Below are 23,790 nucleotides of genomic sequence, written 5' to 3'. Positions count from 1 at the left end.
GAACTGGGAAGTGGTGTTTCCAAGGATTGGCCGCCCCGGGACCGTCCGCGCAGACGCGTGTCCGGTGCTCCCTGCCGAGCGACTAGGAAACACTAGACCTGGATCGGACAAGAAGCAAGTGCCTCATGAGAGCCGGCCGACGGGCTGCCCGCCGGCCGGCTGCCGGGTGGTGGGACGGGCTCAGGCGAGGGTCGTACCGCGGTCCTGGGCCAGCGTCTCCAGGCCGTAGCGGGCGACGTGCTCCGCGTTGGCGAGGTCGATCGTGCGGATGCCCTCGGCGGCGAGGCGCTCGTTGATCTCGTCCAGGTGCTGCTGGACGAGCTGCTTCTCGGCGTCGGTGGTGCGGCCCTTGTGCGGCTTGCCGGCGTGTTCGAGGCTGGCGTAGTTGACGCGCTCCCTGACGCCGCCCGGGGCGGTGGCCTGGCTCGGGACGGTCCGGGCGACGCGCTTGGCGGTGCGCAGCACTTCGGCCATGGGGGCGGCCGAGGCCAGCCGGTCGAAGGCGTCGGCCTCCAGGACGACCGTCTCCGGCTCGTCGGCGTCCGGGTGGTGCAGCTCGATCGTCACCAGGTCGAGCGCCAGTTCCTGCAGCTCGGTCAGTTCGCCGGCGAGCGCCTCGATCTCGACCGGGCCGTCCTCCAGGTCGGGGTGCTGGCGGACCACGATGCGCACCAGGTCGCCGTCGTCCTCCGCGTGCTTGCCGGTCAGGTCCGAGAATCGGATGATCTTCTGGCCCATGTCTCCCTCTCTTGCCCCTGCGATCAGCCGAGAGCCTACCGATCACCCGCGACGGCCTTCCCGTCTCCGGCCGGCGCCTTCCCGTCTCCGGCCGGCGCCTTTCCGCCTCCGGCCGGCGGGCCTACTCGTCTCTGCCCACGGGCAGAGCCGCTCTGCCTTTCGGTAGAGCCGCGGATCCGCCGTGAGGCGCACGCCGTCGCGGCTGCGGGTATCGATACTGGTCAGCGTGGTGCGCACTCGTCTGTTCCGTCGTTCTGTCCGCGGTCGTCCCTCCCGAGGGTTTCCGGGCGGGGCCGGGCGCGCGGCGGCGGAAACGGCCGGGGTGGTGCTCGCGGGTCTGGGTGTGTGGGTGGCGGTCGCCGGTCTCGGGCTGCTGCCGCACCCGTATCCGCAGCTGCCGGCGCTGGCCGCCGGTGCCGGGCTGTTCGTCCTGCGTCGCCGCTTCCCCGCGACCGTGCTCCTCGGCCTCGCCGCGCTGACGGGTCTGGCGTCCTGCGTCGCTCCGGTCACGGCGGCGGCCGCGTTCACGGTGGCGCGGCGGACGGAGCAGGCCCGGCGGCGGGCTCGACTGCTCACCGCTGCGGCCGCGCTGCTGGTGGTGTGTGCGACGGTGTCCGCACCCTGGCTCGGTCCGGGGCCGATGGCGTACGGGCTGGCGCTCGGTCTGGTCCTGACGCCGACCGCCGTGATCGTCCCGGGCCTGGTCGGCACCTCGTACGGGCAGCAGCGGCGCCTGGTGCGGGCGCTGCGCGAGCGCGGGGACGCGGCCGAGCGGGCCCGCCGCTTGGCCGACAGCGAGGCCCGTATCCACGAGCGGTCCCGGATCGCCGCCGAGATGCACGATCTGGTGGGGCACCGGCTCAGCCTCATCTCGCTGCACGCCGGCGGGCTGGAGCTGGCCCTGGAGCGGGCCGAGCCCGGGCTGCGCGAGGAGGCGGTCCTGGTGCGGCGCACCACCCGGGACGCGATGCGCGAGCTGCGGCAGGCGCTCGGGGTGCTCGGGCCGCTGGGCCGGGACACCGGGCCGGAGGCGCTCACCGACGCCACCGGGACCCGTGCCGACCTGGAGGCGCTGGTGGCCCGGTCCCGGGACGGGGGGATCGCCGTTCGGCTGGACTGGACGGGGCCGGACCTCGACGCCCGCCCGGCGCCGGTGCGCCGGGCGGTGCACCGGGTGGTCCGGGAGGCCCTGACCAACGTGCACCGGTACGCGGGCGCGGCGCACGTCGCCGTGACGGTGGTGCACGGCCACGCGTCGGTGCGGGTCACCGTCCGCAACGGCGCCCCGCCCTCCCGTCCGGGCCCGGCCGTTTCCCTGGGCACCGGCCGCGGGCTCACCGGCCTGCGGGAACGGGTGGAGCTGCTGGGCGGGACGTTCGACGCCGGCCCGCTGCCGTCCGGTGGCTTCCGGGTGGACGCCACCGTTCCGGCCGAGCCCGGCGACGCCCCCGGACGGCCCGGTGCCGAGCCGGAGGAACCGGAGAGGAGGGAGGGGGAAGCGGGGTCGACCGGTGACGAGGGGGGCCTCGCGCCCGGGAGCCGGACCGCCGCGCACCTGCTGACGCTCGCCCTCGGGCTGGTGGCGCTGAGCGTGCTGACGGCTCTCGGCACCGCCTTCGTCCACGCCACCGCGCCGCGGCCGGGCGCCGGGCCTCGCCCGCTGCCCCGGGTCGGCATGACCTACGGCGACGTCGCGGCCACCGGCGTCCTGGACAACGCGGCGGTCCGGGCCGCGGCCACCGGCCACGAGCCGCCGCGCCCCGCCGGCACGGCCGGCTGCCTCTACCCCTTCAACGGCGCCACCGAGCGCGCCCCCGGCGGCCTGACCATCGCCCGCTACTGCTTCGACGGCGCGCAGCGCCTCATCGCCATCGACCGCTTCACCGTCCCGTCGGTCCGGGACGCCGCACCTTGGGAGAACCCGTGACCGAGCCCACCCGGCCGATCCGTGTCCTGCTCGCCGACGACGAGACGATGATCCGCCACGGCGTGCGCCTGATCCTCCGGCACGCCGAGGGCATCGAGGTCGTCGCCGAGGCCCCGGACGGGCGGCGGGCCGTCGAACTGGCCGCCGCCCACCGCGCCGACGTGGTGCTGCTGGACATCCGGATGCCGGTGTGCGACGGGCTGGCCGCGATCGCTCCGCTGCTCGCCCTCGATCCCGCGCCGCGCGTGGTGATGCTGACGACCTTCGGCGACGACGACAACGTCGTCAGGGCGCTGCGGGAGGGCGCCGCCGGGTTCCTGCTGAAGGACGAGGGCCCGCAGGAGCTGATCAGCGCGGTCCGGGCGGCCGCGGCCGGGGACGCGGTGCTCTCCCCGGGCGTCACGGGGGCCGTGATCACCCGGATGCTCCGCGCCGCCGACCCGCCGCCGACCGGCGGCGCGCTCGCGGACGAGCGGATCGCCCGGCTCACCGGCCGGGAGCGGGAGGTCCTGGCGATGCTCGGCGAGGGGCTGTCGAACCAGGACATCGCGGGGCGGCTCGGCATCGGCGTCGGCACGGTGAAGACCCACGTGGCGGCGATCCTGGACAAGACCGGTTCGGCGAGCCGCGTCCAGGCGGCGGTGTTGGCCCACCGGACCGGCCTGGCCCCCTGATCTCTCCCCCGGGGCGGAGCCGTCCCGGGCCGGCCTCTGCCGTCCGGCAGAGCCGGGCCCGCGGCGCCGCTCTTTCGACAGAGGCCAACTCCCGCCTTTAGCACGATCTTTGGGCGGTTCGGGGCGGTGAGGATGGAGGCCATGTCGCACACCTTCCCCCTCTCCGGCACCACCCCGACCGGGTTCTCCGGCACCACCCCGGCCGAGCCGGCCCCGGCCGCCCGCGCGTCCGGCCTGACCAGGACGTACGGGACGGGCGAGCACCGGGTCACCGCGCTGGAGGGGGTGTCCGTGGAGTTCGCGCGGGGCCGGTTCACCGCCGTCATGGGCCCCTCCGGCTCCGGCAAGTCCACCCTGATCCTCCCCCAGCCTGGCGGCTGGGAGGTGCCCCCGTCATGGCCGGGCTGGACCGGGCGACCTCCGGGTCGGCCCGGATCGGCGGTGTCGGGCTGTCCGCCCTGAACGACCGGCAGCTCTCCCGGCTGCGGCGGGAGAAGCTCGGGTTCGTCTTCCAGGGCTTCAACCTGCTGCCGACCCTCACCGCGCTGGAGAACATCACCCTGCCGCTGCGGCTGGCCGGCCGGCGGCCCGACGCCGCGTGGCTGGACACCGTCGTCGCCACCGTCGGGCTCGCCGACCGGCTCGCGCACCGCCCCGCCCAGCTCTCCGGCGGCCAGCAGCAGCGCGTCGCCGTGGCCCGCGCCCCGGCCTCCCGCCCGGAGATCGTGTTCGCCGACGCGCCGACCGGCAAGCTCGACTCCCGCTCGGGCGCCGAGGTCCTCGGGTTCCCGGGCCCCTCGGTGCGGGAGCTCGGACAGACCGTGGTGCGGTGACCCACGACCCGGTGGCCGCCGCTCACGCCGACCGGGTGGTGTTCCTCGCCGACGGCCGTCTGGTGGACGAACTGCACGAGCCGACCTCCGGCGCCGTCCTGGACCGGATGCTCGCGTTCGAAGCCCAGCCGCCGGGCCACGCGCCCTGACCCCGAGCCCGGGCCACGCGCCCTGACCCCGAGCCCGGGCCTTGCGTCCTGACCATGCGTCCCGACCGCCGTCCGCCGAATCGCGCCGCCGTCCCACCTCCTCCGAAAGCCCACCATGCTGCGAACCGCCCTGCGCAACGTCCTCGCGCACAAGGCCCGGCTGGCCATGACCGTCCTCGCGGTCTGCCTCGGGGTCGCGTTCATCACCGGCTCCCTCGTCTTCGCCGACTCCACCACCGCCGCCCACCGCGCCTCCATGGCCCGGGACTACGCGGGCATCGCGGTCACCGTGGAGCCGAAATCCGCCCCCGGCTCCCCTTCCGACGCGCGCGCCACCGTCCTCGACGACGCGCTCGTGGCCGGGCTGGCCGCCGTGCCCGGGGTCGCCGCCGCCAGGCCGACGGTGGACGGCTCGGTCACCCTGGCCGCCAAGGACGGCTCCCCGATGCGCGCCGACGACGCGATGGGCAGGCTGGCCGCGGCCTACCTCCCCGGCGCCGACGGCAGAGACGGCCGCTACCCGTTGACGTCCGGCCGCGCACCGCGCGGCGGCGAGGAGGTGGCGCTGGAGCGCGGCACGGCGGCGGCCGGCGGCTACGCGCTGGGCGACACCGTCACCCTGGCCGTCGACGGACCCGTCCTGCGGATGCGGCTGGTCGGCCTCGTCTCCACGGAGGACACCCGGGTCACCTCCGGCGGCACCCTCGCGGTGTTCGACAGGAGCACCGCGCAGCAACTGTTCGCCACCCCCGGCCACTACACCGGGATCGACCTGTCCGCCGCGCCCGGCACCGATCAGGTCGAACTCGCACGGCGCGTCGACGCGGTGCTCCCCGCCGACCGCGCCGAGGCGACCACCGCGCGGGCGAAGGCGGACCAGCAGGCGGTCTTCATCCGCACCAGGACCAACGGCTACGCCCGACTGCCCGTGATCTTCGCGGCGGTGTCGCTCTTCATCGGCTCGTTCCTGATCGTCAACACCTTCACCATGCTGGTCACGCGCCGCTCGCGGGAGATCGCGCTGCTCCGCGCGATCGGCGCCACCCGCCGCCAGGTGGTCGGCTCGGTGCTCGCCGAGGCGGCACTCGTCGGCCTCGCCGCCTCCGTCCTCGGCTTCGCCCTCGGGCTCGGTGTCGCCGCCGTCCTGCCGGACGTGCTCGGCGTGCTCGGCGGCGCGGACGACCGGCTGCCCCGGGGACCGCTGGTGATCGGCCCCGCCCCGGTGCTCGCCGCCCTCGTCGTCGGCGTCGGCGTCACGGTGCTCGCCGCGTGGCTGCCCTCCCGGCGGGCCGCCCGGATCGCACCCGTCGAGGCGATGCGCACGGCCGAGCAGCCCCCGTCCGCCGCGCCGTCCCGGATCCGGGGCGCGGCCGGCACGGCCCTGCTCCTCCTCGGCGCCGGCCTGTTGGTCTCCCTGAGCGGCGCGAAGGACGCCTCGGACCGGAACCTGCGGACCGCGATGGCCGGCTGCGGCGTCCTCGTGACCGGGCTGATCCTGCTGGCCCCGCTGCTGGCGGGACCGGTGATCCGCGCCCTCGGCCGGCTCGGGGCGTGGCTCACCACCGGGCTCGCCACCGGGTTCACCGCAGGAATCGCCGCAGCGCTCACCATCCGGCGGGGGCACCGGCGAACCACCCGGCCCGGCAGCCGGCCCGCGGCGCGGCACGGCGTCGTGGGCGGCCTCGCCACGGACAACGCCCTGCGGGATCCCCGCCGCACCGCCGCCACCGCCCTCGCCCTGATGATCAGCACCGCGCTGGTCTCCGGACTCGCCGTCATCGAGCACTCCGCCGGCCGGGCCCTGGACGCCCAGGCCGCCGCCGGTCTGAGCGCCGACTACGTCATCGGAACCCGCACCACGACCACCGCCATCGACCCGGCCGCCGTCCAACGGGTCGCCGCGCTCCCCGGCGTCGCGACCGCCTCCGCGGTCGCGGACTCCACCCTCTCCACCGGCGCCCTCGCCCGGCACGTCTCCGGCGTCGACCCGAAGACCGTGGGGGCCGTCATGAACCTCCACTTCACCAGCGGCTCCGCCGCCGGCCTCGGACCGGGCCGGATCGCCGTCTCCAGCAGCTTCGCCCGCGAGAACCGGATCGGCACCGGCGGACGGATCACCGCGAGCATCGGCCCCGGCCAGGGCGACCGCGACCGGACCTACACCGTCATCGGGATCTACCAGGACAACCCCACCGCCCAGGACGTGCTCGCCGACCGCGGCGACGTCCAGCAGCACGGCTTCCTGCGCGGCTCCGTCCAGCGCATCCTGGTGGCCACCGCCGGCCACGCCGCCTCGCCCGGCCTGGAGAAGCAGCTGCGCGGCGCCGTCGACGACAGCCCCCTGCTGAAGGTCCGGACCCGCGGCGGGCTGGTCCGGGAACAGGCCGGCGTCGCCGGCGACCTGGTCACGCTGGTCTTCGGGCTGCTCGCCGTCGGCGTGGTCGTCTCCGGCCTCGGCCTGGTCAACACGCTCGCCGTGTCGGTCGCCGAACGGACCCGGGAGATCGGCGTCCTGCGCGCCCTCGGCATGGAGCGCGCCGCCGTCCGCCGCATGATCCGCGTGGAGTCCCTCACCGTCGCCGCGTACGGCACCCTGCTGGGCCTCCTCGCCGGTGTGTTCGCCGCCTGGCGGATCAGCGGACTCGCCAACGGGGCCATCCCCCAGTACGCCTTCGCGCTGCCCTGGGGCACCCTCGCCCTGGTCGTCGCGCTCTCCCTCGCCGCCGCCACCGCCGCGGCCGCCCTCCCCGCCCGCCGCGCCGCCGCCCTCGGTCCGCTCCGGGCCGTCACCGACGCCTGAGGAGGACGCCTGAGGAAGACGCCTGAGGAAGACGCCTGACGAAGGCTCGCGAGGACGACGCCTGGCGAGGACGCCGGAGGCAGCGGCCGTTCAGCCGCTGCCGATGGCGCCCACCAGGCTCGCCACCGTCACGGTGTTGAAGACGAAGGCGATCGCCGAATTGGCCGACACGGTCCGTCGCATCTCCCGCGACATCACGTTGACGTCGGTCGTGCCGAAGGTCGTCATGACCGACATGGCGAAGTACACGTAGTCGGCCCAGGCCGCGGTCCCCTCCCCGGGGAACTCCAGCGCCTGCTCGTTCTCCACGAGGTTGTCGGCGTGGAAGGCGACCGCGAAGGACACCATCACGCAGACCCAGGCGTCGGCGACCAGGACGAGGGCGACGGTCACCCGGACGCCGACGGGAAGGGCCGAGCCGACGTAGCCGGGGCGCCACACCACCGAGACCACGAGCGCCACGGCCGCGACGAAGTTCGACACGCCGGGGCCGGGCGCGGTTCCGAGGACGTAGCGCTGCAGCACCGTGCCGCGATCGGCGCGTCCGGCCCAGGTGCGGATCCGCTCCGGGGAGGCGCGTGAGAAGGCGATCACCGTGACGGTGAGGTACGAGGAGAGGTAGACGAACAGCACCAGCACGGCCGCGTCCGCCGCCGAGAGCGGCGCCGGGCCCCGGCTGAACACCAGGAGGAGGACGAGGACCACCGCCGCACCGCCCGCGACGAGCGTGCTCACGCCCGCTCGACGGCGTTCGGAGAGCCAGGAGTGCACCGACGGGCTCCTCTGAGCGATCGTCACCCTGATCAGGTGGGGCGGATACCGGATCCGGTTCCCGGGCGTTCCGCCCGGTCCCGGAGCGGCGCCAGTGTAACCCCGCCGTCACCCGCTGTGACGAGGTCGGATGCGCGGCGCGGGGCCGCCCGCCCGGTCCCGCGCGCGGGAGCGGGCTACGCCTCGTTCCGGGTCGGGGGAGGACCCGGAACGAGGCTGTGGCGGGCTTCCCTCCGGGGCATCGGGGTCACCGCCGCGCCGTCCACTGTCGGGACCGCCCCCAGAGCGCCGCTAAAGCCCCGGTGAAGCGGGCCGGTACGGCGGCGGGCCGGGCGGCCGGCGCGCTTCGCGGGGCACCGCCCGGGAGAACCGGCCGCGCAACTTGCTGCCACCGTCACCGGATGTCGGCGCACCACGCGGTGCGGCGATGCTGGGGCGTGGCCTGTCGACACCGCGGCCACCAGCCGATCCGGGTGAGGAACCGCCATGACCATCGAGAGCACCGCGATCGTCGGCCCCGGGCTGGACCACGGGCTGCTCGGTCACGCCACCCGGCACCTGATCCACTGCCCGCCCTCCTGGGACCACTACCTGCTGGAGGCGCCGAGCAGCGGCGAGGAGCGCTTCCTGCTCACCGGGGACGCGCCGAGCACCCACCCGCTGTTCAACGACGGGCCGGGCCACTTCCACGACCCGCAGCTGGTCACCGAGGCGGTCCGGGAGATCGGCGAGTTCGTCGGGCAGCAGTACTTCGGCGTGCCCGCGGACCGGCCCGGCCTGTTCTACCGGGTCGGCCTCGGCGTGACCGAGGTGGCCGCCTGGCGCGCCGGGCGCGGCCCGGCCCGGATGACCACCGAACTGCGGGCCACGCCCGCCAACACGGTCAACGGGGTGCCGCGCGGCATGGACTTCCACCTGGACGTGTCGCTGAACGACGTGCCGTGCGCGACGGGCAGCGCGAGCCTGGTCTTCGTCATGCCCGGTCTGCACCGCAAGCAGCTCGCGCACAGCCGGTGGGCGGTGCGGGCGGCACCCGAACTGGCGGACGAGCCGGACGGCCCGGTCCGGCCGGTCGAAGCCGGCGCGGTCGGCCGCGACTCGGCGGCGAACGTGGTGGTGAGCGAGCCGACCCAGTCCTCGCAGGGCCGGCTCAGCACGTGGGTCCTGCCGCACCGGGACGCCCCGGCCCTGGGCGCCACCGCGGACGGCCACCTGAGCGGCACGCTGCTGATGGAGTCCCTGCGGCAGGCCTCGGTGCTGACCGCCGGGCGCGCCGTCGGGCTGGTCCCCGAGCGGGCCATGCTGGCCGCCTGTGACGTGCACTTCCGCGGCTACGCCGAGGCGGACCTCCCGGTGCGCTGCGCGACCGTTCCCGGGGCGATCGGGCGGGACGCGGCCGGGCGGCCGAGCGTCCCGGTCACGCTCACGCTGACCCAGAACCGGAGAACGGTGGCCGAGGCACGCACCACTGTGGTGCAGGACTTCTGACCCGGCGCCGACCGGCGGGTCGCCGTCACCGCCGGGTACGCGGCGGCAGAGAGCACGGGGGGTGGGCCCGGTGAGGTTCCGGATCCTGGGACCGATGGAAATCGAGGGCAGTGCGGGCCCCGGGGTCTCGCACACCCCGCAGGCGGCCAAGCTGCGCGTGGTGCTCGGCACCCTGCTGGTCCGGGCCAACCAGGTGGTGTCGGTGGACAGCCTGGTCACCGAACTGTGGCAGGACGAGCCGCCGCGCACGGCCACCTCCACCCTGCACGTCTACGTCTCGCAGCTGCGCAAGCTGCTGGACGCCGTCGACCCCGCCCGGGGCCGGGAGCTGCTGCGCACCCAGCCCCCGGGCTACCGGCTCTCCCTCGCACCGGAGCTGCTCGACCTGTCCGTGTTCGAGGAGCTGCACCGGCTCGGCCGGGAGGCGCTGGCCGACGGCCGCTACCACAGCGCCGCCGACCTCCAGCGCCGGGCCGTCGCGCTCTGGCGCGGCCCGCTGCTCTCCGACACCCCGCACGGGCCGCTGCTCGAAGGGGCCGCCGCCCAGCTCGCCGAGGCCGGCGCCGCCGCCCTGGACCAGCGGATCCGGGCCGACCTCGAACTCGGCCGGCACCACGAGCTGATCGCCGAACTGCGGTCGCTGGCCGCCGAGCACCCGCTGCGCGAGGAACTGCACGGCCATCTGATGCTGGCCCTGTACCGGGCCGGGCGGCAGGCCGAGGCGCTGCGGTCCTTCACCGAGCTGCGGAAGCTGCTGGTGGCCGAGCTGGCGGTCGAACCCGGTCCGCCGTTGCAGCGGCTGCACCGCCGGATCCTGGCCGGTGATCCCGGGCTGCTGCTCACGGCCGCCGGGGACGAGGAGCCCGCGGCCGCCCGGAAGGGCGCGCAGGGCGCGGTGCCGCTCGACGTCCCGGGCGGTGCCGCGCTGCCCCCCGCCGACCCCGTCTTCACCGGCCGCGACACCGCGCTCGCCCGGGTCGAGGAGCTGTTGCGGAACGGCCCGGCCGGGTCGTTCGTCGCGGTGGCCGGGCAGCCGGGCGTCGGCAAGACGGCGTTCGCCCTGGAGGTCGCCCACCGCAGCGGTCCGGCCTTCCCGGACGGGCGGCTCTTCCTGGACCTCCAACCCGAGCCGGGACACCCGCTGCCCGCCACGAAGGCGATCTCCACGCTGCTCCGGCGGCGCGGGGTGCGGCTGGCGCACGGCGCCGGTGCGGGCGAGCTCCGTGACGCCTGGCAGGAGCAGTTGACGGACCGTCAGTTGCTGCTGGTGCTCGACAACGCCGACTCCGAGGCGCAGCTGCGACCGCTGCTGCCGACCACCGCCGGGAGCAGCGCGATCGTCACCGCCCGTCGGCTGCCCGCCGGGCTCGGCGGCATCCGGCCGGTCCTGCTGGACGCCCTCGACCCGGAGGAGGCCCGGGCGCTGTTCGCCGCGGCGGCGGGACCGGAGCGGGAGGCGGCGGAGCCGGCCGCCGTCCGCGAACTGCTGGAGCTGTGCGGCCGGCTGCCGCTCGCCGTCCGGGTGGTGGCCGCCCAGTTGACGGCCCGTCCGCACTGGAGCGTCGCCTCGCTGGTGGACCGGCTGCGGGACGAGCGGTTCCGGCTCGGCGAGCTGCAGATCGGCGAACTCGACGCGCGTGCCCCGCTGTTGCGGGCGTACCAGGACGCCCGACCCGAGTTGCGGCAGGCCTTCCGGCTGCTCGGGCTGCTGCCGGCCGGCCCGTTCGGGCGCGCGGCGGCCGGTGCGGTGTTCGGCCGCTCCCCCGCGGAGACCGCCCGGCTGCTGGACGGGCTGGTCGACGACCGGCTGCTGGTCGCCGCCGACCGGGCCGGCTACCTGGTCCCGGAGCTGCTGCGGGTGCTGGCCGTCGAGCGGCTCACCGAGGAGGAGAGCCCGCAGGACGTCGGGGACGCGATCGAGCGGCTGTGCGCGGAGTACGCCCGCGCGGCCGAGCGGGTCGTCGCCGTACTGACGCACGCCCGGCCCTGCGGGGACGCGCCGCCCGAGCCCGCCGGCTGGTTCACCCGCGAGCGGGAGGCGCTGGTCCGCGCCGTCCGGCAGGCCCACGGGGCCGGCCGGCTGAGCGCCGCCGTACGGCTGGTGGCGGCGCTGGACGGCCACCTGGAGACGCACGCCGCGTGGGGCGCCTGGGCCGAGACGCACGCGCTCGCGCTGGACGCGGCCCGGCGCTGCGGCGACCGGGGGGCGGAGGTGCGGACGCTCCGCTCGCTCGGCGACCTCGCCTGGCAGCAACGGCGGTTGGCGGAGGCCGAGGAGCACTACGGGCTGGCCCGCCGGATCGCCGAGGAGACCGGCCACCGGGCGGAGCTGAGCCGGGCCCTGGCCGGCCTGGCCGAACTGCGGATGGACGCCGGGGACGGCGCCGCCGCGGAGGAGCTGCTGACCGCCGCGCTCGCCGCCGACCCCGAGCCGGCCGACCGGCGGGCCCGGTTCGACGTGCTGCGCGCCCTCGGGTTCCACGCGCTCGCGGGCGGCGACCGCGCCCGGGCGCGCACCCGCTTCACCGCCTGCGTGGACCTCGCCCGCGCCCTCCATGACCGCCGGCTGGAGTCCTTCGCCCGCCGGGCCCTGCGTACCGCCCGGTCCGGCCCCGGCCACCGGCTGGAGGTCCGTCCCGGCGTCTGGCGGCTGCACGAGCCCCGTCCGCAGCCCGCGCCGGCCCTTTAGCCACCCTTAAGCAGGACCGGCGACAGTGGTAGGACCAGGACCCTTGGCGGCTCAGGTCTCTTGGCCGGCCAGGGCCTCGGCGGACCGGGACCCTCGGCCGATCGGGGGCCCTGGTGGACGGGGAAGCGCAGGACGGGGGGCGGGGAGTGCCGGCAACACGAGAGGGGTGGCGGTCGGTCCGGGCGGCGCAGCCTTCGCCGTGCTCCCCCGGAGCCGTCGAACTGATCGGACGTGAGCGCGAACTGCTTGCCCTGGACGCCCGGTTGGCGGACCGGTCGCTACGGCTGCTCACCCTCACCGGGCCCGCGGGGGTCGGCAAGAGCCGGCTCGCCGCGGCCGCCGCGCCCGCGGCCGCCGGCTTCACCGCCGCCCGGTCCGTCGACCTGGCCGACGTGACCGGCGAGCGCCTGCCGGAGGTCGTCCGGCGGGAGGCCGCCGCGCCGCGGCCGGCCGACGACGGGCACGGCCGGCTGCTGCTCCGCCTCGACACCTGCGACGGCCACGGGGGCGCGCTCGCCACCGCCGTCGCCGAGGTCCTCGCCGGGCAGCCGGACCTGGTGGTGCTGGCGACCAGCAGGTCGCCGCTGGGGGTGTCGGGCGAGCGACTGCTGCCGGTCCGCCCGCTGCCGGTGCCGGAGGCCGCCGCGGTGGCCGAGGACGAGCCGGACGCGCTGCTCCGGCTCCCCTCCGTCGCGTTGTTCGTCCGGCGGGCGCACGACATCGACCCCGGCTTCGCCCTGACCACCGAGAACGCCGCCGCGGTCGCCGGGATCTGCGCCCTGCTGGAGGGGCTGCCGCTCGCCCTGGAGCTGGCGGCCCGGCAGCTGCGGCTCTACTCGGCGGAGGCCCTGCACGCCCGGCTGCGCCAGCGCGGCGCACTGCTCGGCGGCGGCCCGCTCGACACGCCCGAGCGGCACCACTCGCTGGCCGCGCTGGCCGCCTGGAGCCGGCGCGGGCTGCACCCCGACCAGCACGCCCTGCTGGAGCAACTCGCCGTCTTCGAGGGCGGGTTCGGCCTCCCGATGGCCGAACGGGCCGCCCCGGGCGGGGGCGCCGACGTCGAGACGGCGCTGGAGGTCCTGCTGGACCGCCACCTGCTCACCGTGACCGGCAAGGAGGAGGGCGAGCCCCGGTTCGCGGTGCCCGAGCCGATCCGCTCCGCCTGCCTGGCCGAACTGGCGGACACCGGCCGCGCGGACGCGGCCCGGGACCGCCACGCCGAGGCGTTCCGCCGGCTGCTCACCGCCGTCGAACCCCGGCTCACCGGCAGCGAGCAGGACCACTGGCTGCGCACCCTGGCCGGCGAGGGCGCCAACCTGTCGGCCGCGCTGCGGCGGCTGCACGACCGCGGTGACACCGAGGGCGCCGCCGGGCTGCTGCTCGCCTGCCGCCGCCCCTGGCTGCTGTCCGGGCGGCTGCGCGAGGGCCGCGACTGGTGCGACCGGCTGGGCTCCGACCCCTCCCTGCCCGAGCCGCTGCGGGCCCGGCTGACCGACCTCTCCGGCCACTTCGCGAACGCGCTCGGCGATCCGGAGACGGCCGTCCAGCGCCACCGCCTCGCCCTGGAAGCCGCCCGCCGGCTCGGCGACCGCCGGCAGGCCGCCGCCGTCTCCGCCCGGCTCGGCGCCGCGCTGCTGCGGCTCGGCGACCACACCGCCGCCGAGGCCGCGCTCGCCCCGGCCCGCGAGGTGCTCGTCTCGCTGGGCGCCGCGCACCTGGCCGCCGGGGCCACCGTCGACCTGGCCCGGGTGCTGCGCGCCCGCGGCGAGCAGCGCAAGGCCGCCGGTCTGCTGGAGGAGGGCCTGGCCGCACACCGCCGGCTGCGGCACAGCCAGGGCGTCGCCGACGCCCTGGGCGAGCTCGCGGCCGCGGCCGCGGAGGCGGGCGACCCGGCGGCGGCGGACGGCGCGCTGCGGGAGAGCCTGCGGGTGGCCGACGCGCTCGGCGACCGGACCGGACTGCCCGGCGCCCTGGAGCAGTTCGCCCTGCTGCTGGCCCGCACCGCCGCCCACCAGCAGCCCCGGGTGCTCCGGCTGCTCGCCGCCGCCGGGGCGCTGCGGCGGGCGCTCGGGAGCCGCCCGGACGAGGCGCGGCGGGTGGCGCTGGCGGAGGCCACCGCCTCGCTGCGCGCCCGGCTGAGCCCGGCCGACTTCGCCACCGCCGAGGACGAGGGCCGCCGGCTCACCCCGGCCGGCGCGGTGCTGGAGGCGCTCGCCGCGCCCGTGCCGGCGGCCGGGGCCGCTCCCGTCGATCCCGCCGGGCCCGCGCGCCAGCCGTTGACGCCGCGGCAGGTGCAGGTGGCGATGCTGATCTCCGAGGGGCTGACGAACCGGCAGATCGCGGCCCGGCTGAAGATCTCGGAGTGGACGGTGGTCAACCACGTCCGCGAGGTGATGCGCCGGCTCGGCTGCTCCTCCCGGGTGCAGGTCGCCTGGTCGGTGGGCCGATGGTGACCGGTGACCGGCGGCCCCAGCGGCCCACGCCGCCCGGGCGGGCCCCGGGGCAGGCCCTCGCCGCCGAGGCGCTCGCCGCGATCCGCCCGCCCGGGGACGTGGCCGCCCGGTTCCGCGCGGCCGGGTGGTGGCGTGACGAGACCTTTCTGCACGACCTGTACCGGACGGCCGCGCTCGACCCCGAACGGCCCGCGATCGTCGCCCACCGCCGCCACCGGGCCGCCGGGCACCGCACGGTCACCATCGGCTACGCCCGGCTGGCGCACACCGTCGACCGGTTCGCGGCCGCGCTGCGCTCGCTCGGGCTGGCCGAGGGCGACCCGGTCGCCGTCCAGCTGCCCAGCCGGTGGGAGACCGCCGCCCTGGTACTGGCCTGCCTGCGGGCCGGCACCCCGGCCGTCCCGGTGCTCCCGGCCGTGCGGGCGCACGGGCTGGAGCGGATCCTGGCCGCCTCCCAGGCCCGGGTCTGCGTGGTGCCCGACCGGTGGGAGGGCTTCGAGCACGCGGAGGCGCTGGCCGAGATGGCCCCCCGGCTGCCCTGGCTGCGCCAGCGGGTCGTCCTGGGCGACGCCGCGCCGACCGGGGCCCTGGACTTCGACGGGTACTTCCGGCGCGTCCCGCACGAGCGCGGCCGCCACGGCGACGGCCTCGCCCTGGGCGCCGACCGGGCCGACCGGATCGGCCTGATGGTCACGGTGATGGGCCTGGGCGACCGCTACACCGCCACCCTGCACACCCCCAACACCCTCTACGCGAACGTCGTCCCCCGCCGCCCGGCCGCCGGGCCGGGGCCGGAGCGCGGCGAGGTGATCTACTCCTCGCTGCCGCTCACCTCGCTGGCCTCGCTGCTGTTCACCGTCTACTGGCCGATCGCGCTCGGCGGCACCGCCGTCTTCCAGGACGTCTGGGACCCGGGCACCTGCCTGGACCTGATGGCCGAGGCCGGGGCCACCCTGGCGTACGCGGCCCCGGACCACTGGTCGGAGGTGCTGTCGGCGCAGCGGGAACGGCCCCGGCGGCTGGAGGCGCTGAACCTGGCGCTCTCCGGCGGGCGCACCCGCACCTCCGCGCCGCTGCTGGCCGAGCTCCCGGCGGCCCTGGGCGCCCCGGTGCACGCGGTGTGGGGGGCACCGGAGGTGGGCCTGGGCACGGTCGCCCGGGGCGAGACGCCCGCCGAACGCGCCGGCGAGAGCGACGGGCGCCCGCTGCCGGGGCTGGAGGTCTCCGTCCTGCCGGCCGGTCCCGGCCCGGTCGGCGCGCGGGAGCCGGCTCCGCTCCTGGTGCGCGGTCCCTCGGTCGCCGCGGCGGTGTGGCGGCACGGGGACCCGGCCCCGGTCGTCCCCTGGGAGCAGGACGGCTGGCTGGACACCGGGGACCTGGGCCGGGCGGACGGCCTCGGCGGGGTCGAGGTGCTGGCCCGGGCCGGTGAGCGGGCCGGCGGCATCTTCATGGTCCCGACGGCGGAGGTCGAGGAGGCGCTGCTGACCCACCCCCGGGTGGCGGAGGCGGCGGTCGTGGACTACCTGCACCAGGAGCACGGGGAGCTGCCGTGCGCGGTGGTCGTCCCGACGACGGAGGCGGAGCCGCCCGGCCTGGTCGAGCTGCGCGAGCACCTCGCCGCGCGGGGCGTCGGCGCGGGATTCCTGCCCACCCGGCTGGAGTTGGCCCGCGCACTGCCGCGGGACGACCGCGGCGGCGTCCGCAAGGAGGCCCTGCGCGGCTGGCTGACCACCCTCCGCCCGGGCACCCCGCGCACGCTCTGACCCCGGAGGGGGCTACGCGCGGGTGGCGGCCAGGCGGGTGGCCAGGGTGGTGAGTTCGGTGCGCCAGAGCGGGGAGAACGGGGCGGCGGCGACGATCCGGTGGACGCGGCCGAGCAGGTGGGCGATGGTGCGCTCGGCGCGGTCGCGGTCCTCGGCGCCCAGCAGCACCTCCCGCAGCAGGTCGCCGTACCAGTCGCGGTCCCCGCCGCCGCTGAGGAAGCCGCGCACCCGCCAGGCGGCGTGCAGCAGGCGGGCGTAGTCCTGGTAGACCACCGCCAGGTCGCCGCGGCCCGCCAGGGCCGCCCCGATCAGCAGCGGGTGCTGGAGCGCGTACCAGCCGCTGGCGCAGCCGCGGGCGCAGCCGACGAGGCAGCCGGCCGGCCACGGGTCGGCCAGGTAGCGGCTGGAGAGCGCGGAGTCGGCGTAGCTGCCGCCCAGCCGGCCGATCCGCAGGTCGTGCCAGACCTGCCGGGCGGCGTCCGGCAGGTCGGCGGCGAGCCGGTCGGCGAGGGCCGTCGCCAGATCGCCGACGAGGGAGGCCATGCCGACGCCGAAGCCCCGGGCGTCGCCGCCCCAGCCGTTGCGTTCGTGCTCGGCGGCGTGCAGGACGTGCAGGGTGGGGGCGCCGTGCCGCAGCAGGGCGTTCTCCCGGACGTCACGGCGGATCAGGTAGCTGGTGTCGAGGAGTTCGAGGGCCACGGCCGCGTCGACGGCGGGCCCGGCCGCCGGGTCTCCGCCCGCCGCGAGGTAGCCGGTGAGCAGGACGGTGGGCCGGATCCGCTCACCGCCGGCGGTGACCAGGTCGGCCAGGGCCTCCGCCATGCCCGCGGCCCGGGGGTCCACGGCCCGGCACCGGGCCCGTTCGGCGTGCAGCAGGCCGCGGGTCCGCTCCTCGACCCGGGCCAGCATGTCGGTGCGCAGCACCTCGGGCAGGGCCGCGTCCGGCGGCATGGGCTGCGTCGTCATGGCGTCTCCGTGGGTAGGCGCGGCATCGCACCGAGCCTCTCCGGCGGACGGCTGGTTCGGCAACGGCGGCGGGCGCGGGCCCGGGAATCCCCCCGGCCGACGCACCGTGACCGACTGATTCCTATCATCCGCGGCGCGGTGCGTTCACCGCATTGCCAGACTCCTGTCATACGGGTCGCCGAACCGTTACACCCGGCCACCCGAGCCGTGCAGGTGGAGCTGCGCGGGCAGCTCCTGACGGCGGGTGATGTTGAGCTTGCGGTAGACCCGGGTGAGGTGCTGCTCGACGGTGCTGACGGTGATGTAGAGCTTCATCGCGATCTCGCGGTTGGTGTGGCCGTGCACCGCGAGCATCGCCACCCGCTTCTCCGAGTCGCTGAGCCGGGCGTGGAGTTCGGCGAGGTCGACGCCGCCGGGGCGGGTGTCCTCGGACGCTGCGCCGGCCTGGCCGGGGCCGGGGGCGATCTGCTCGCGGAGGGCGTCGGCGCCGCACTCCTTGGCGAGCTGCCAGGCCCTCCGGTTGACCATGTCGGCCCGGTTGCCGTCGCCGAGCTCCTTCAGCACCCGGGCGAAGTCGGCCAGCGTCCGGGCGAGTTCGTAGCGGTCCTCGGAGTCGTGCAGCTCGTCCACCGCGCGGGCGAGCAGGGCGTGCCGCTCCTGGGGCTCGCACAGGGAGGCCCGCACGCGCAGCGTGAGTCCGGAGATCCACGGGTGGGCGGCGTCCCGGTGGGCGAGCTGGTCGGCGATGAAGCGGGTGGCCTGCGGGGCTTCGCCGAGGCGGATCAGCGCCTCGGCCGCACCGGTGCGCCAGGGCATCAGCAGCGGCCGGTCCAGGCCCCAGCGCTTGAGGCTGCGGCCGATGTCGAGGAAGTCGCCGAGTGCGGCGTGGAAGCGGTGGGTGGCGAGGTGGTACTCGCCGCGGGCCCGCAGGTAGGCGAGGCCGTGGATGCTGCCGGCGAGGCCCTCGGGCAGTGGGCGGCCGAGTTCGCGGGCGGCGGTGTCGTGGTGGCCGGCCGCGGTGGCGGCGCGGATGAGGGTGGCCGCCACACCCCCGGCGAAGGCGCTGCCGCCGCGCTCCGGCAGCAGGTCCAGGGCGGCCTCGGCCTGCTGCCGCGCGCCGGTGAGGTCGCCCTGCCGGAGCAGGGCCTCGGCGTGCAGGGCGGTGAAGGCGGTCTGCCAGCCGGGGGCGCCGCGCCGGACGGCCTCCTCCACGAACACCTGACACCAGGGCAGCACGCGGGAGGGGCCGTCGGTGGCCAGCAGGGCCCGGATGGCCTGCACGATCGGGGCGGCGGTGCCGTCGCCGAGGGTGGCGCCGCGCAGGAAGGTCTCGGCCGCGACGCCGGCCACGCCGTCCGCCGCGTACTCGGGGGCCGCCCACAGGGTGGCGGGTGCCGGGATCCGGGCCGGCAGCGGTTCGCCGGGCCGGGCGGCCGCACCCGGCTGGGCCGGGCCGGCCCACCAGGGGAAGGCGGAGAGGCCGTCCAGCGGGCCGGCGCCGCGGCCGAGCCGGGCGGGCCGGCCGGTGCGTTCGGCGTCGCGGCCGGCGGCCAGCCGTTCCAGGGCCTGGCCGGCCTCGTCGATCCGGCCCTGTTCGGTGAGCAGCCGGGCGAGCGGGCCGAGCCGGGCCGGGCCGAGCTTTCCGGCCCGTAGGGTCTCCAGCGGTCCGGCGAGGTCGCGCTCGGCGGCGCTGGGGTTGGTCCGCCAGGTGATGGCGGCGAGCTTGGTGCGGAACTGGGCGCGCTGTCCGTCGTCGGCCCGGCCGCGGCAGGCGAGTTCGAGGCAGGCGACGGCCAGGTCGGTGGCGCCGTCGGCGAGCAGCTGCTCGGCGGCGGTGGCGAGCACCGTCACCGCCCACGGCAGGTCGGTGGGGCCGACGGCGAGCAGTTGGGCGGCCACGGCGGTGGTCGGGGCGCCGTCCCGGTGGGCGAGTTCGGCGGCGCGGCGGTGCAGGGCGGTCCGGTCGTCGGGGTCCATCCGGTCGAGCACCGCCTGGCGGGCGACGGCGTGGCGGAAGCGGTAGCCGTCGAGGATGCCCGCGGCGTCGAGGGCGGCGCTGCCCCGGACGACCGTGCCGTCGGTGCTGCCGAGCAGGCGGACGGCGAGTTCGCGCGAGGCGAGTTCGTCGAGGACCGCGAGCACCTCGGCGAGGCGGCGCGCGGCCGGGCCGCAACGGTGCAGGCAGGCGAGGACGGCCTGGGTGAAGGCGCCGCCGAGTTCGGGGGCCCGGCCGGAGGCCCGGTGCTCCTCGATCAGGGCGCGCAGCAGCAGCGGGTTGCCGCCGGCGGCGTCGGCGGCGGGCGGGGTCCTGCCGTCGGCCGGGGCGGCGGCCGGTCCGGCGGCCAGTTCGGCGGCGGCCAGCCGGCCGGCCGCCTCGGGGCGCAGCCGCTCGGCCCGGATCCGGACGAAGCTGCGCTGGCGCAGCAGTTCGGTGCCGTAGGCGGGCTCGTCGCCGCGCTCGTGGACGGACTCGGTGCACACCAGCAGGACGCGGGCGGCGCGGGTGCGGCGGACCAGGTGGAGCAGGTACCGGCAGGACAGGTCGTCGATGTGGTGCAGGTCGTCGACGCAGATGACCACCGGCGCGGTCTCGGCGAGCTCGTGCACGGCGGCGCACAGGGACTGCATCACGTCGATCCGGGACGGGTCCGGGGCGGCCGCCGGGTCCGGCAGGGTCCCGGCCGGGGCGGCGGCCAGCAACTGGCCGAGCACGCCGAGCGGGAGGTCGTGTTCGACGGCGGTGCCGATGGCGCGCAGCACCACGGCGCCGGAGGCGGCGGCGCGTTCGGCGACCGTCTCGACGAGTTCGCTCTTCCCGCAGCCGACGGCGCCCTCGATCAGGACGGTCCTGGGGTTTCCCCGCAGGCAGTCCGCGAGGGCGGATTCGAGTACGGCCAGTTCTCGTTCACGGTCGATCAGCACTTTTGGGGCTCCCGGCTTCGTCCGCCTCGCGGTCAGCGCGCCCGCCCACGGCGATCACCGGAAGGTCGCGGGCGCGGTAGAGACTTGCCACCCGGACATCGATCCGCCGGCGGTTTTGAGTCTAAGCAGCACGCACCGCGCGGGCGGCGGGCCGCATGCCGACCGGAAGTTGCACGGCAACAACTTCCCTCGACGCCGCCGCCGCGGGCCCCGCCCCTGCTCGGACCGGCCTTACCGGGTGCGGAAGATCGGGCGGGGTACGTCGCGGGGGCGGGTCCGGGCCCGCCACTCGCGCGGGTAGCCGACCGACACCTCCTCGAACCGGACGCCGTCGTGCCAGCTGGTGCGGGGGACGTGCAGATGGCCGTAGACGGCGGCGGCGGCGCGGAACCTGAGGTGCCAGTCGGCGGTGCGCTCGGTGCCGCACCACTGGGCGAACTCGGGGTGGCGCAGGATCCTGGTGGGCTCCCGCACCAGGGGGTAGTGGTTGACCAGGACGGTGCGCAGCTCCGGGTCGCAGTCGGCCAGCCGGCGCTCGCTCTCGGCGACGCGGGCGCGGCACCAGGCGTCCCGGGAGGGGTGCGGGTCGGGGTGCAGCAGGTACTCGTCGGTGCAGACGATGCCGGCCTCGTGCGCCTGGGCGAGGGCCTGGGCCTTGGTCGCCGCGGTGGGGGTGCGGAAGGTGTGGTCGTACAGCACGAAGAGCGGGGCGACCACCAGGGGTCCGCCGGGACCGCACCAGACCGGGTAGGGGTCCTCGGGAGTGAGGACGCCGAGGGAGCGGCACAGGTCCACGAGGTGCCGGTAGCGGGCTTCGCCGCGCAGTTGGACGGGATCGCCGGGGGTGGTCCACAGGTCGTGGTTGCCGGGTGCCCAGATGACGCGCGCGTAGCGGGCGCTGAGCACGGAGAGCGCCCACTCGACGTCGGGGAACAGCTCGCCCACGTCGCCGGCGACGATCAGCCAGTCCGCGGCGCTGTCGGGGTGGAGCGCCTCGACGAACTCCCGGTTCTCCCGGTGCGCCACGTGCAGGTCGCTGATCCCCATGAGCTGTCCGTGCGGCATGGGGCGAGGCTACGGGCCGCGGGGCGCCGGCCGACACCCCTGCCGACCCCTTATGGCAACCGCATGGCAAGCGTGCCCGGGCGGGTGGCAGGGCACCGGCTGGGCGCCGGCGGGCCGGGCTCGGGGTAGCAGTCGGCTGGGAGGCGGGGGGCGGTGGCGGGGGCCGCGCGGACGGGCGGGCCGGTGGGCGCTGGCGGTGGCGGGAGTGCCGGGCGAGGGTGGGGGGACCCACGTCGAGGTGCTCGGAGGATATCGTGATCAGCACGCTGTTGCCCGCCGCGGCCGTTGCCGTCGAGTCGACCGTCGACCGGGAGATCGCGCTCTTCCCCGAGGAGGCCCACCAGGTCCGCAACGCGGTGGTGGGCAGGCAGCGCGAGTTCACGACGGTCCGCTGGTGCGCGCGCCAGGCGCTCGGCCGGCTGGGCCTGCCCGTGGTGCCGATCCTGCCGGGCCGCCGGGGCGCGCCGCAGTGGCCGGGGCAGCTGGTGGGCAGCATGACGCACTGCACGGGCTACCGGGCGGCGGTGCTGGCCCCGCGCTCGGAGGTCTCCGCGATCGGCATCGACGCCGAGCCGAACGCCCCGCTGCCGGACAGGGTCCTGGACTCGATCTCGCACCCGGAGGAGCGCGCCTGGATCGAGCGGCTGCGCTGGTCGGCCGCGGACGTGGCCTGGGACCGGCTGCTGTTCAGCATCAAGGAGTCCGTCTACAAGACGTGGTTCCCGCTGATGGGCCGTGAACTCGGTTTCGAGGACGCCATCGTGACGGTGGACCCGGAGGCGCGGACGTTCCGGGCGCAGCTACTGCTGGACCGCGAGGTCCGCGCCACCGGCGCACCGACCTGGTTCGACGGGCGGTTCGGAACGGCCGGCGGGGTGCTGCTCACCGCGATCGCCCTGCCCGCCCGTCAGCCCGGCAGCCCGGCGGACGCCGACCGCCACCTGCCGTCGGGCGTCCGGTAGCGCTCGCGCGGAACCGGCCGGGGGCGCTGGTCATTTCGCGCGCTCCCGGCCGGGCGGCCTGTCCGACGGTGTTTCGCGGGGATCAGCCCCAGCGGTCGTCGTCCTCCCGCGCGATGGTGACCTTGAAGCCGCCCAGGCGCTCGTCGGCGGCCTTGATGTGCAGTTCCTTGTTGAGGCCGAAGTGGTCGCTGTGGACGATGGGCTGTATCGGCGTGGTGATGCCCCACCGGTCGTCGTCGATGTTGGTCAGGCCGGCGCCGGACGCCGAGGTGTGGCCGAGCCCGATCAGAGCGGCGACGCCCGCGGCGAGCAGCGCGCTCTTGGCGGCAACCCGAAGCCGGATGGTCGAGTCCTTCATCTTGTCCCCCAAGCAGTCGGAACAGGTCGGTAAGTCCGGCAAGCAACGGGCCCCGCAGCCTGTGACGCCTTGCCTCGCGCCCTACTCTGCCGCGCAGGCAGCGCCAGGTCCGAGCGGATCTCGATGGCGTAAAGTTGCATGGCAGGAACTTCGCACTCCGACGGGGGCCTCTGAGTGTTCGGACACCCACAGTTTCAGACCGGCTTCGCCGAACTCGACGATCTGAGTGCGAGCGCCTACGGACACGCGGTCGAGTTAGGGCGGTTCGACCGGCACGCCATCGCCACGGTGTTGAAACTGGAAGAAGCCGAGGTCAACCGCATCGAGCAGGTGCTGCGGCTGATGCACCTGCTGCAGCCCAGGCCGGGCGATCCGAACGTCCTGGTCCCGGTCAGTCCGGACGTGGCCGCCGCCGATCTGGTCGGCCCGGCGGAACACCAGATCCGCGACCTGATGCAAGCGGTTACCGATGTACGTGGCAAGTTGCTGTCACTCACCCCCCTGTACTTCGAGGGCCGTCGGCTGCGCAACCGGTTCGAGGCCTTCGACGTGGTGACCGACGTCGACGCGATCCAGAACATGCTGGACCACCTCGGGCAGACCTGCCGCAAGGAGGTGCTCACGGTCCAGCCGGGCGGCGCCCGCCCCTCCACCCTGCTGCCGGCCGCGCGGAAGTCCGCCGAGGGCATGCTGGAGCGCGGGGTGCGGATCCAGACCATCTACCAGCACACCGCCCGCAGCGACCTCGCGACCAAGGCGTACGTCCGCGACGTCACCGCGCTGGGCGCCGAGATCCGCACCGCGGACCAGGTGATCGACCGGCTGCTGATCTACGACCGCGAGACGGCGTTCCTGCCGGTGCGCACCGGGGACGCCGAGGAGTCGACGGGCGCCGCCATCGTCCGCGAGCCGACCCTGGTGGCCTTCCTGTGCGCGGTGTTCGGGCACCTGTGGGACAGCGCGACCCCGTTCGTCTACGACACCCCGAAGGCCACGCCGACCACCGACGACCTCAAGCAGTCGATCATCCGGCTGATGGCCCGGGGCTACAAGGACGAGATGGTGGCACGCCGCCTCGGCATGTCGGTGCGCACCTGTCGGCGCCACATATCCGAGATCACCGAGGAGCTGGAGGCCACCAGCCGCTTCCAGGCCGGGTACAACGTGGCGATGGCGGGCCTGCTCGGCAAGGGGGCTCCGGTTGCGGCGGCCGAGCAGCAGCCGCCGCAACC

At 76.3% G+C, this 23,790-nt stretch carries 15 protein-coding genes and 1 pseudogene; 10 read left to right on the top strand and 6 right to left on the bottom strand.

What is annotated here, in order from left to right:
- Positions 1-180 precede the first annotated feature (180 nt).
- The gene (locus ACFVHB_RS37450; RefSeq protein WP_380331648.1) at positions 181-738 is read right to left on the bottom strand and encodes a hypothetical protein; all 558 of its coding nucleotides are present in this window, start codon (positions 736-738) and stop codon (positions 181-183) included.
- Positions 739-1,081: 343 nt separating this feature from the next.
- Here ACFVHB_RS37450 and ACFVHB_RS37445 point away from each other — a divergent pair, with 343 nt between their 5' ends.
- From ACFVHB_RS37445 to ACFVHB_RS37430, 4 genes and pseudogenes are all read left to right on the top strand, one after another.
- On the top strand, positions 1,082-2,665 hold the full coding sequence (locus ACFVHB_RS37445; protein ID WP_380331651.1) for a sensor histidine kinase: 1,584 nt from the start codon (positions 1,082-1,084) through the stop codon (positions 2,663-2,665).
- Positions 2,662-3,339, top strand: coding sequence for a response regulator (locus tag ACFVHB_RS37440; RefSeq protein WP_380331646.1), 678 nt, complete (start codon positions 2,662-2,664; stop codon positions 3,337-3,339). The genes ACFVHB_RS37445 and ACFVHB_RS37440 overlap by 4 nt, the downstream gene beginning before the upstream one ends.
- A gap of 141 nt (positions 3,340-3,480) precedes the next feature.
- Positions 3,481-4,321: pseudogene (locus ACFVHB_RS37435) on the top strand (ABC transporter ATP-binding protein).
- 115 nt (positions 4,322-4,436) lie between these two features.
- On the top strand, positions 4,437-7,121 hold the full coding sequence (locus tag ACFVHB_RS37430) for an ABC transporter permease (protein WP_380331643.1): 2,685 nt from the start codon (positions 4,437-4,439) through the stop codon (positions 7,119-7,121).
- 90 nt (positions 7,122-7,211) lie between these two features.
- Here the strand turns inward: ACFVHB_RS37430 and ACFVHB_RS37425 are convergent, their stop codons facing one another.
- Positions 7,212-7,856, bottom strand: coding sequence for a DUF1345 domain-containing protein (locus ACFVHB_RS37425; RefSeq protein ID WP_380331640.1), 645 nt, complete (start codon positions 7,854-7,856; stop codon positions 7,212-7,214).
- 522 nt (positions 7,857-8,378) lie between these two features.
- Between ACFVHB_RS37425 and ACFVHB_RS37420 the strand changes: the two genes are divergently transcribed.
- The 4 genes from ACFVHB_RS37420 (at position 8,379) to ACFVHB_RS37405 (ending at position 16,285) form a co-directional block, all read left to right on the top strand.
- On the top strand, positions 8,379-9,380 hold the full coding sequence (locus ACFVHB_RS37420) for an AfsA-related hotdog domain-containing protein (protein WP_380331637.1): 1,002 nt from the start codon (positions 8,379-8,381) through the stop codon (positions 9,378-9,380).
- A 94-nt stretch (positions 9,381-9,474) separates the two neighbouring features.
- Positions 9,475-12,069, top strand: a complete 2,595-nt coding sequence (locus ACFVHB_RS37415; RefSeq protein WP_380331634.1) for a BTAD domain-containing putative transcriptional regulator — start codon at positions 9,475-9,477, stop codon at positions 12,067-12,069.
- Between the two features lie 146 nt (positions 12,070-12,215).
- On the top strand, positions 12,216-14,522 hold the full coding sequence (locus ACFVHB_RS37410; RefSeq protein ID WP_380331631.1) for a LuxR C-terminal-related transcriptional regulator: 2,307 nt from the start codon (positions 12,216-12,218) through the stop codon (positions 14,520-14,522).
- Positions 14,516-16,285: an AMP-binding protein gene (locus ACFVHB_RS37405; RefSeq protein ID WP_380331628.1), complete on the top strand. Its 1,770-nt coding sequence runs from the start codon at positions 14,516-14,518 to the stop codon at positions 16,283-16,285. The genes ACFVHB_RS37410 and ACFVHB_RS37405 overlap by 7 nt, the downstream gene beginning before the upstream one ends.
- A 12-nt stretch (positions 16,286-16,297) precedes the next feature.
- Here ACFVHB_RS37405 and ACFVHB_RS37400 read toward each other — a convergent pair whose 3' ends face one another.
- From ACFVHB_RS37400 to ACFVHB_RS37390, 3 genes are all read right to left on the bottom strand, one after another.
- The gene (locus ACFVHB_RS37400; protein ID WP_380331625.1) at positions 16,298-17,251 is read right to left on the bottom strand and encodes a polyprenyl synthetase family protein; all 954 of its coding nucleotides are present in this window, start codon (positions 17,249-17,251) and stop codon (positions 16,298-16,300) included.
- Positions 17,252-17,437: 186 nt separating this feature from the next.
- Entirely contained in the window at positions 17,438-20,173 is a 2,736-nt protein-coding gene (locus ACFVHB_RS37395; RefSeq protein ID WP_380331622.1) for an AAA family ATPase, read from the bottom strand.
- Positions 20,174-20,404: 231 nt separating this feature from the next.
- The gene (locus ACFVHB_RS37390) at positions 20,405-21,238 is read right to left on the bottom strand and encodes a metallophosphoesterase family protein (RefSeq protein WP_380331619.1); all 834 of its coding nucleotides are present in this window, start codon (positions 21,236-21,238) and stop codon (positions 20,405-20,407) included.
- Positions 21,239-21,492: 254 nt separating this feature from the next.
- Here ACFVHB_RS37390 and ACFVHB_RS37385 point away from each other — a divergent pair, with 254 nt between their 5' ends.
- Positions 21,493-22,200: a 4'-phosphopantetheinyl transferase gene (locus ACFVHB_RS37385; protein ID WP_380331616.1), complete on the top strand. Its 708-nt coding sequence runs from the start codon at positions 21,493-21,495 to the stop codon at positions 22,198-22,200.
- Positions 22,201-22,282: 82 nt separating this feature from the next.
- Here ACFVHB_RS37385 and ACFVHB_RS37380 read toward each other — a convergent pair whose 3' ends face one another.
- Positions 22,283-22,558, bottom strand: a complete 276-nt coding sequence (locus ACFVHB_RS37380; RefSeq protein WP_380331613.1) for a hypothetical protein — start codon at positions 22,556-22,558, stop codon at positions 22,283-22,285.
- Between the two features lie 174 nt (positions 22,559-22,732).
- Between ACFVHB_RS37380 and ACFVHB_RS37375 the strand changes: the two genes are divergently transcribed.
- Positions 22,733-23,790, top strand: a 1,058-nt coding sequence (locus ACFVHB_RS37375) for a hypothetical protein (RefSeq protein WP_380331610.1), incomplete at its 3' end; no start/stop codon positions are given.

It is taken from the genome of Kitasatospora sp. NPDC127111 (assembly GCF_042677465.1).
Classification (GTDB): Bacteria; Actinomycetota; Actinomycetes; order Streptomycetales; family Streptomycetaceae; genus Kitasatospora.
Note: the sequence above shows the minus strand (reverse complement) of the source record. Positions and strands in the feature narration are given on the sequence as shown.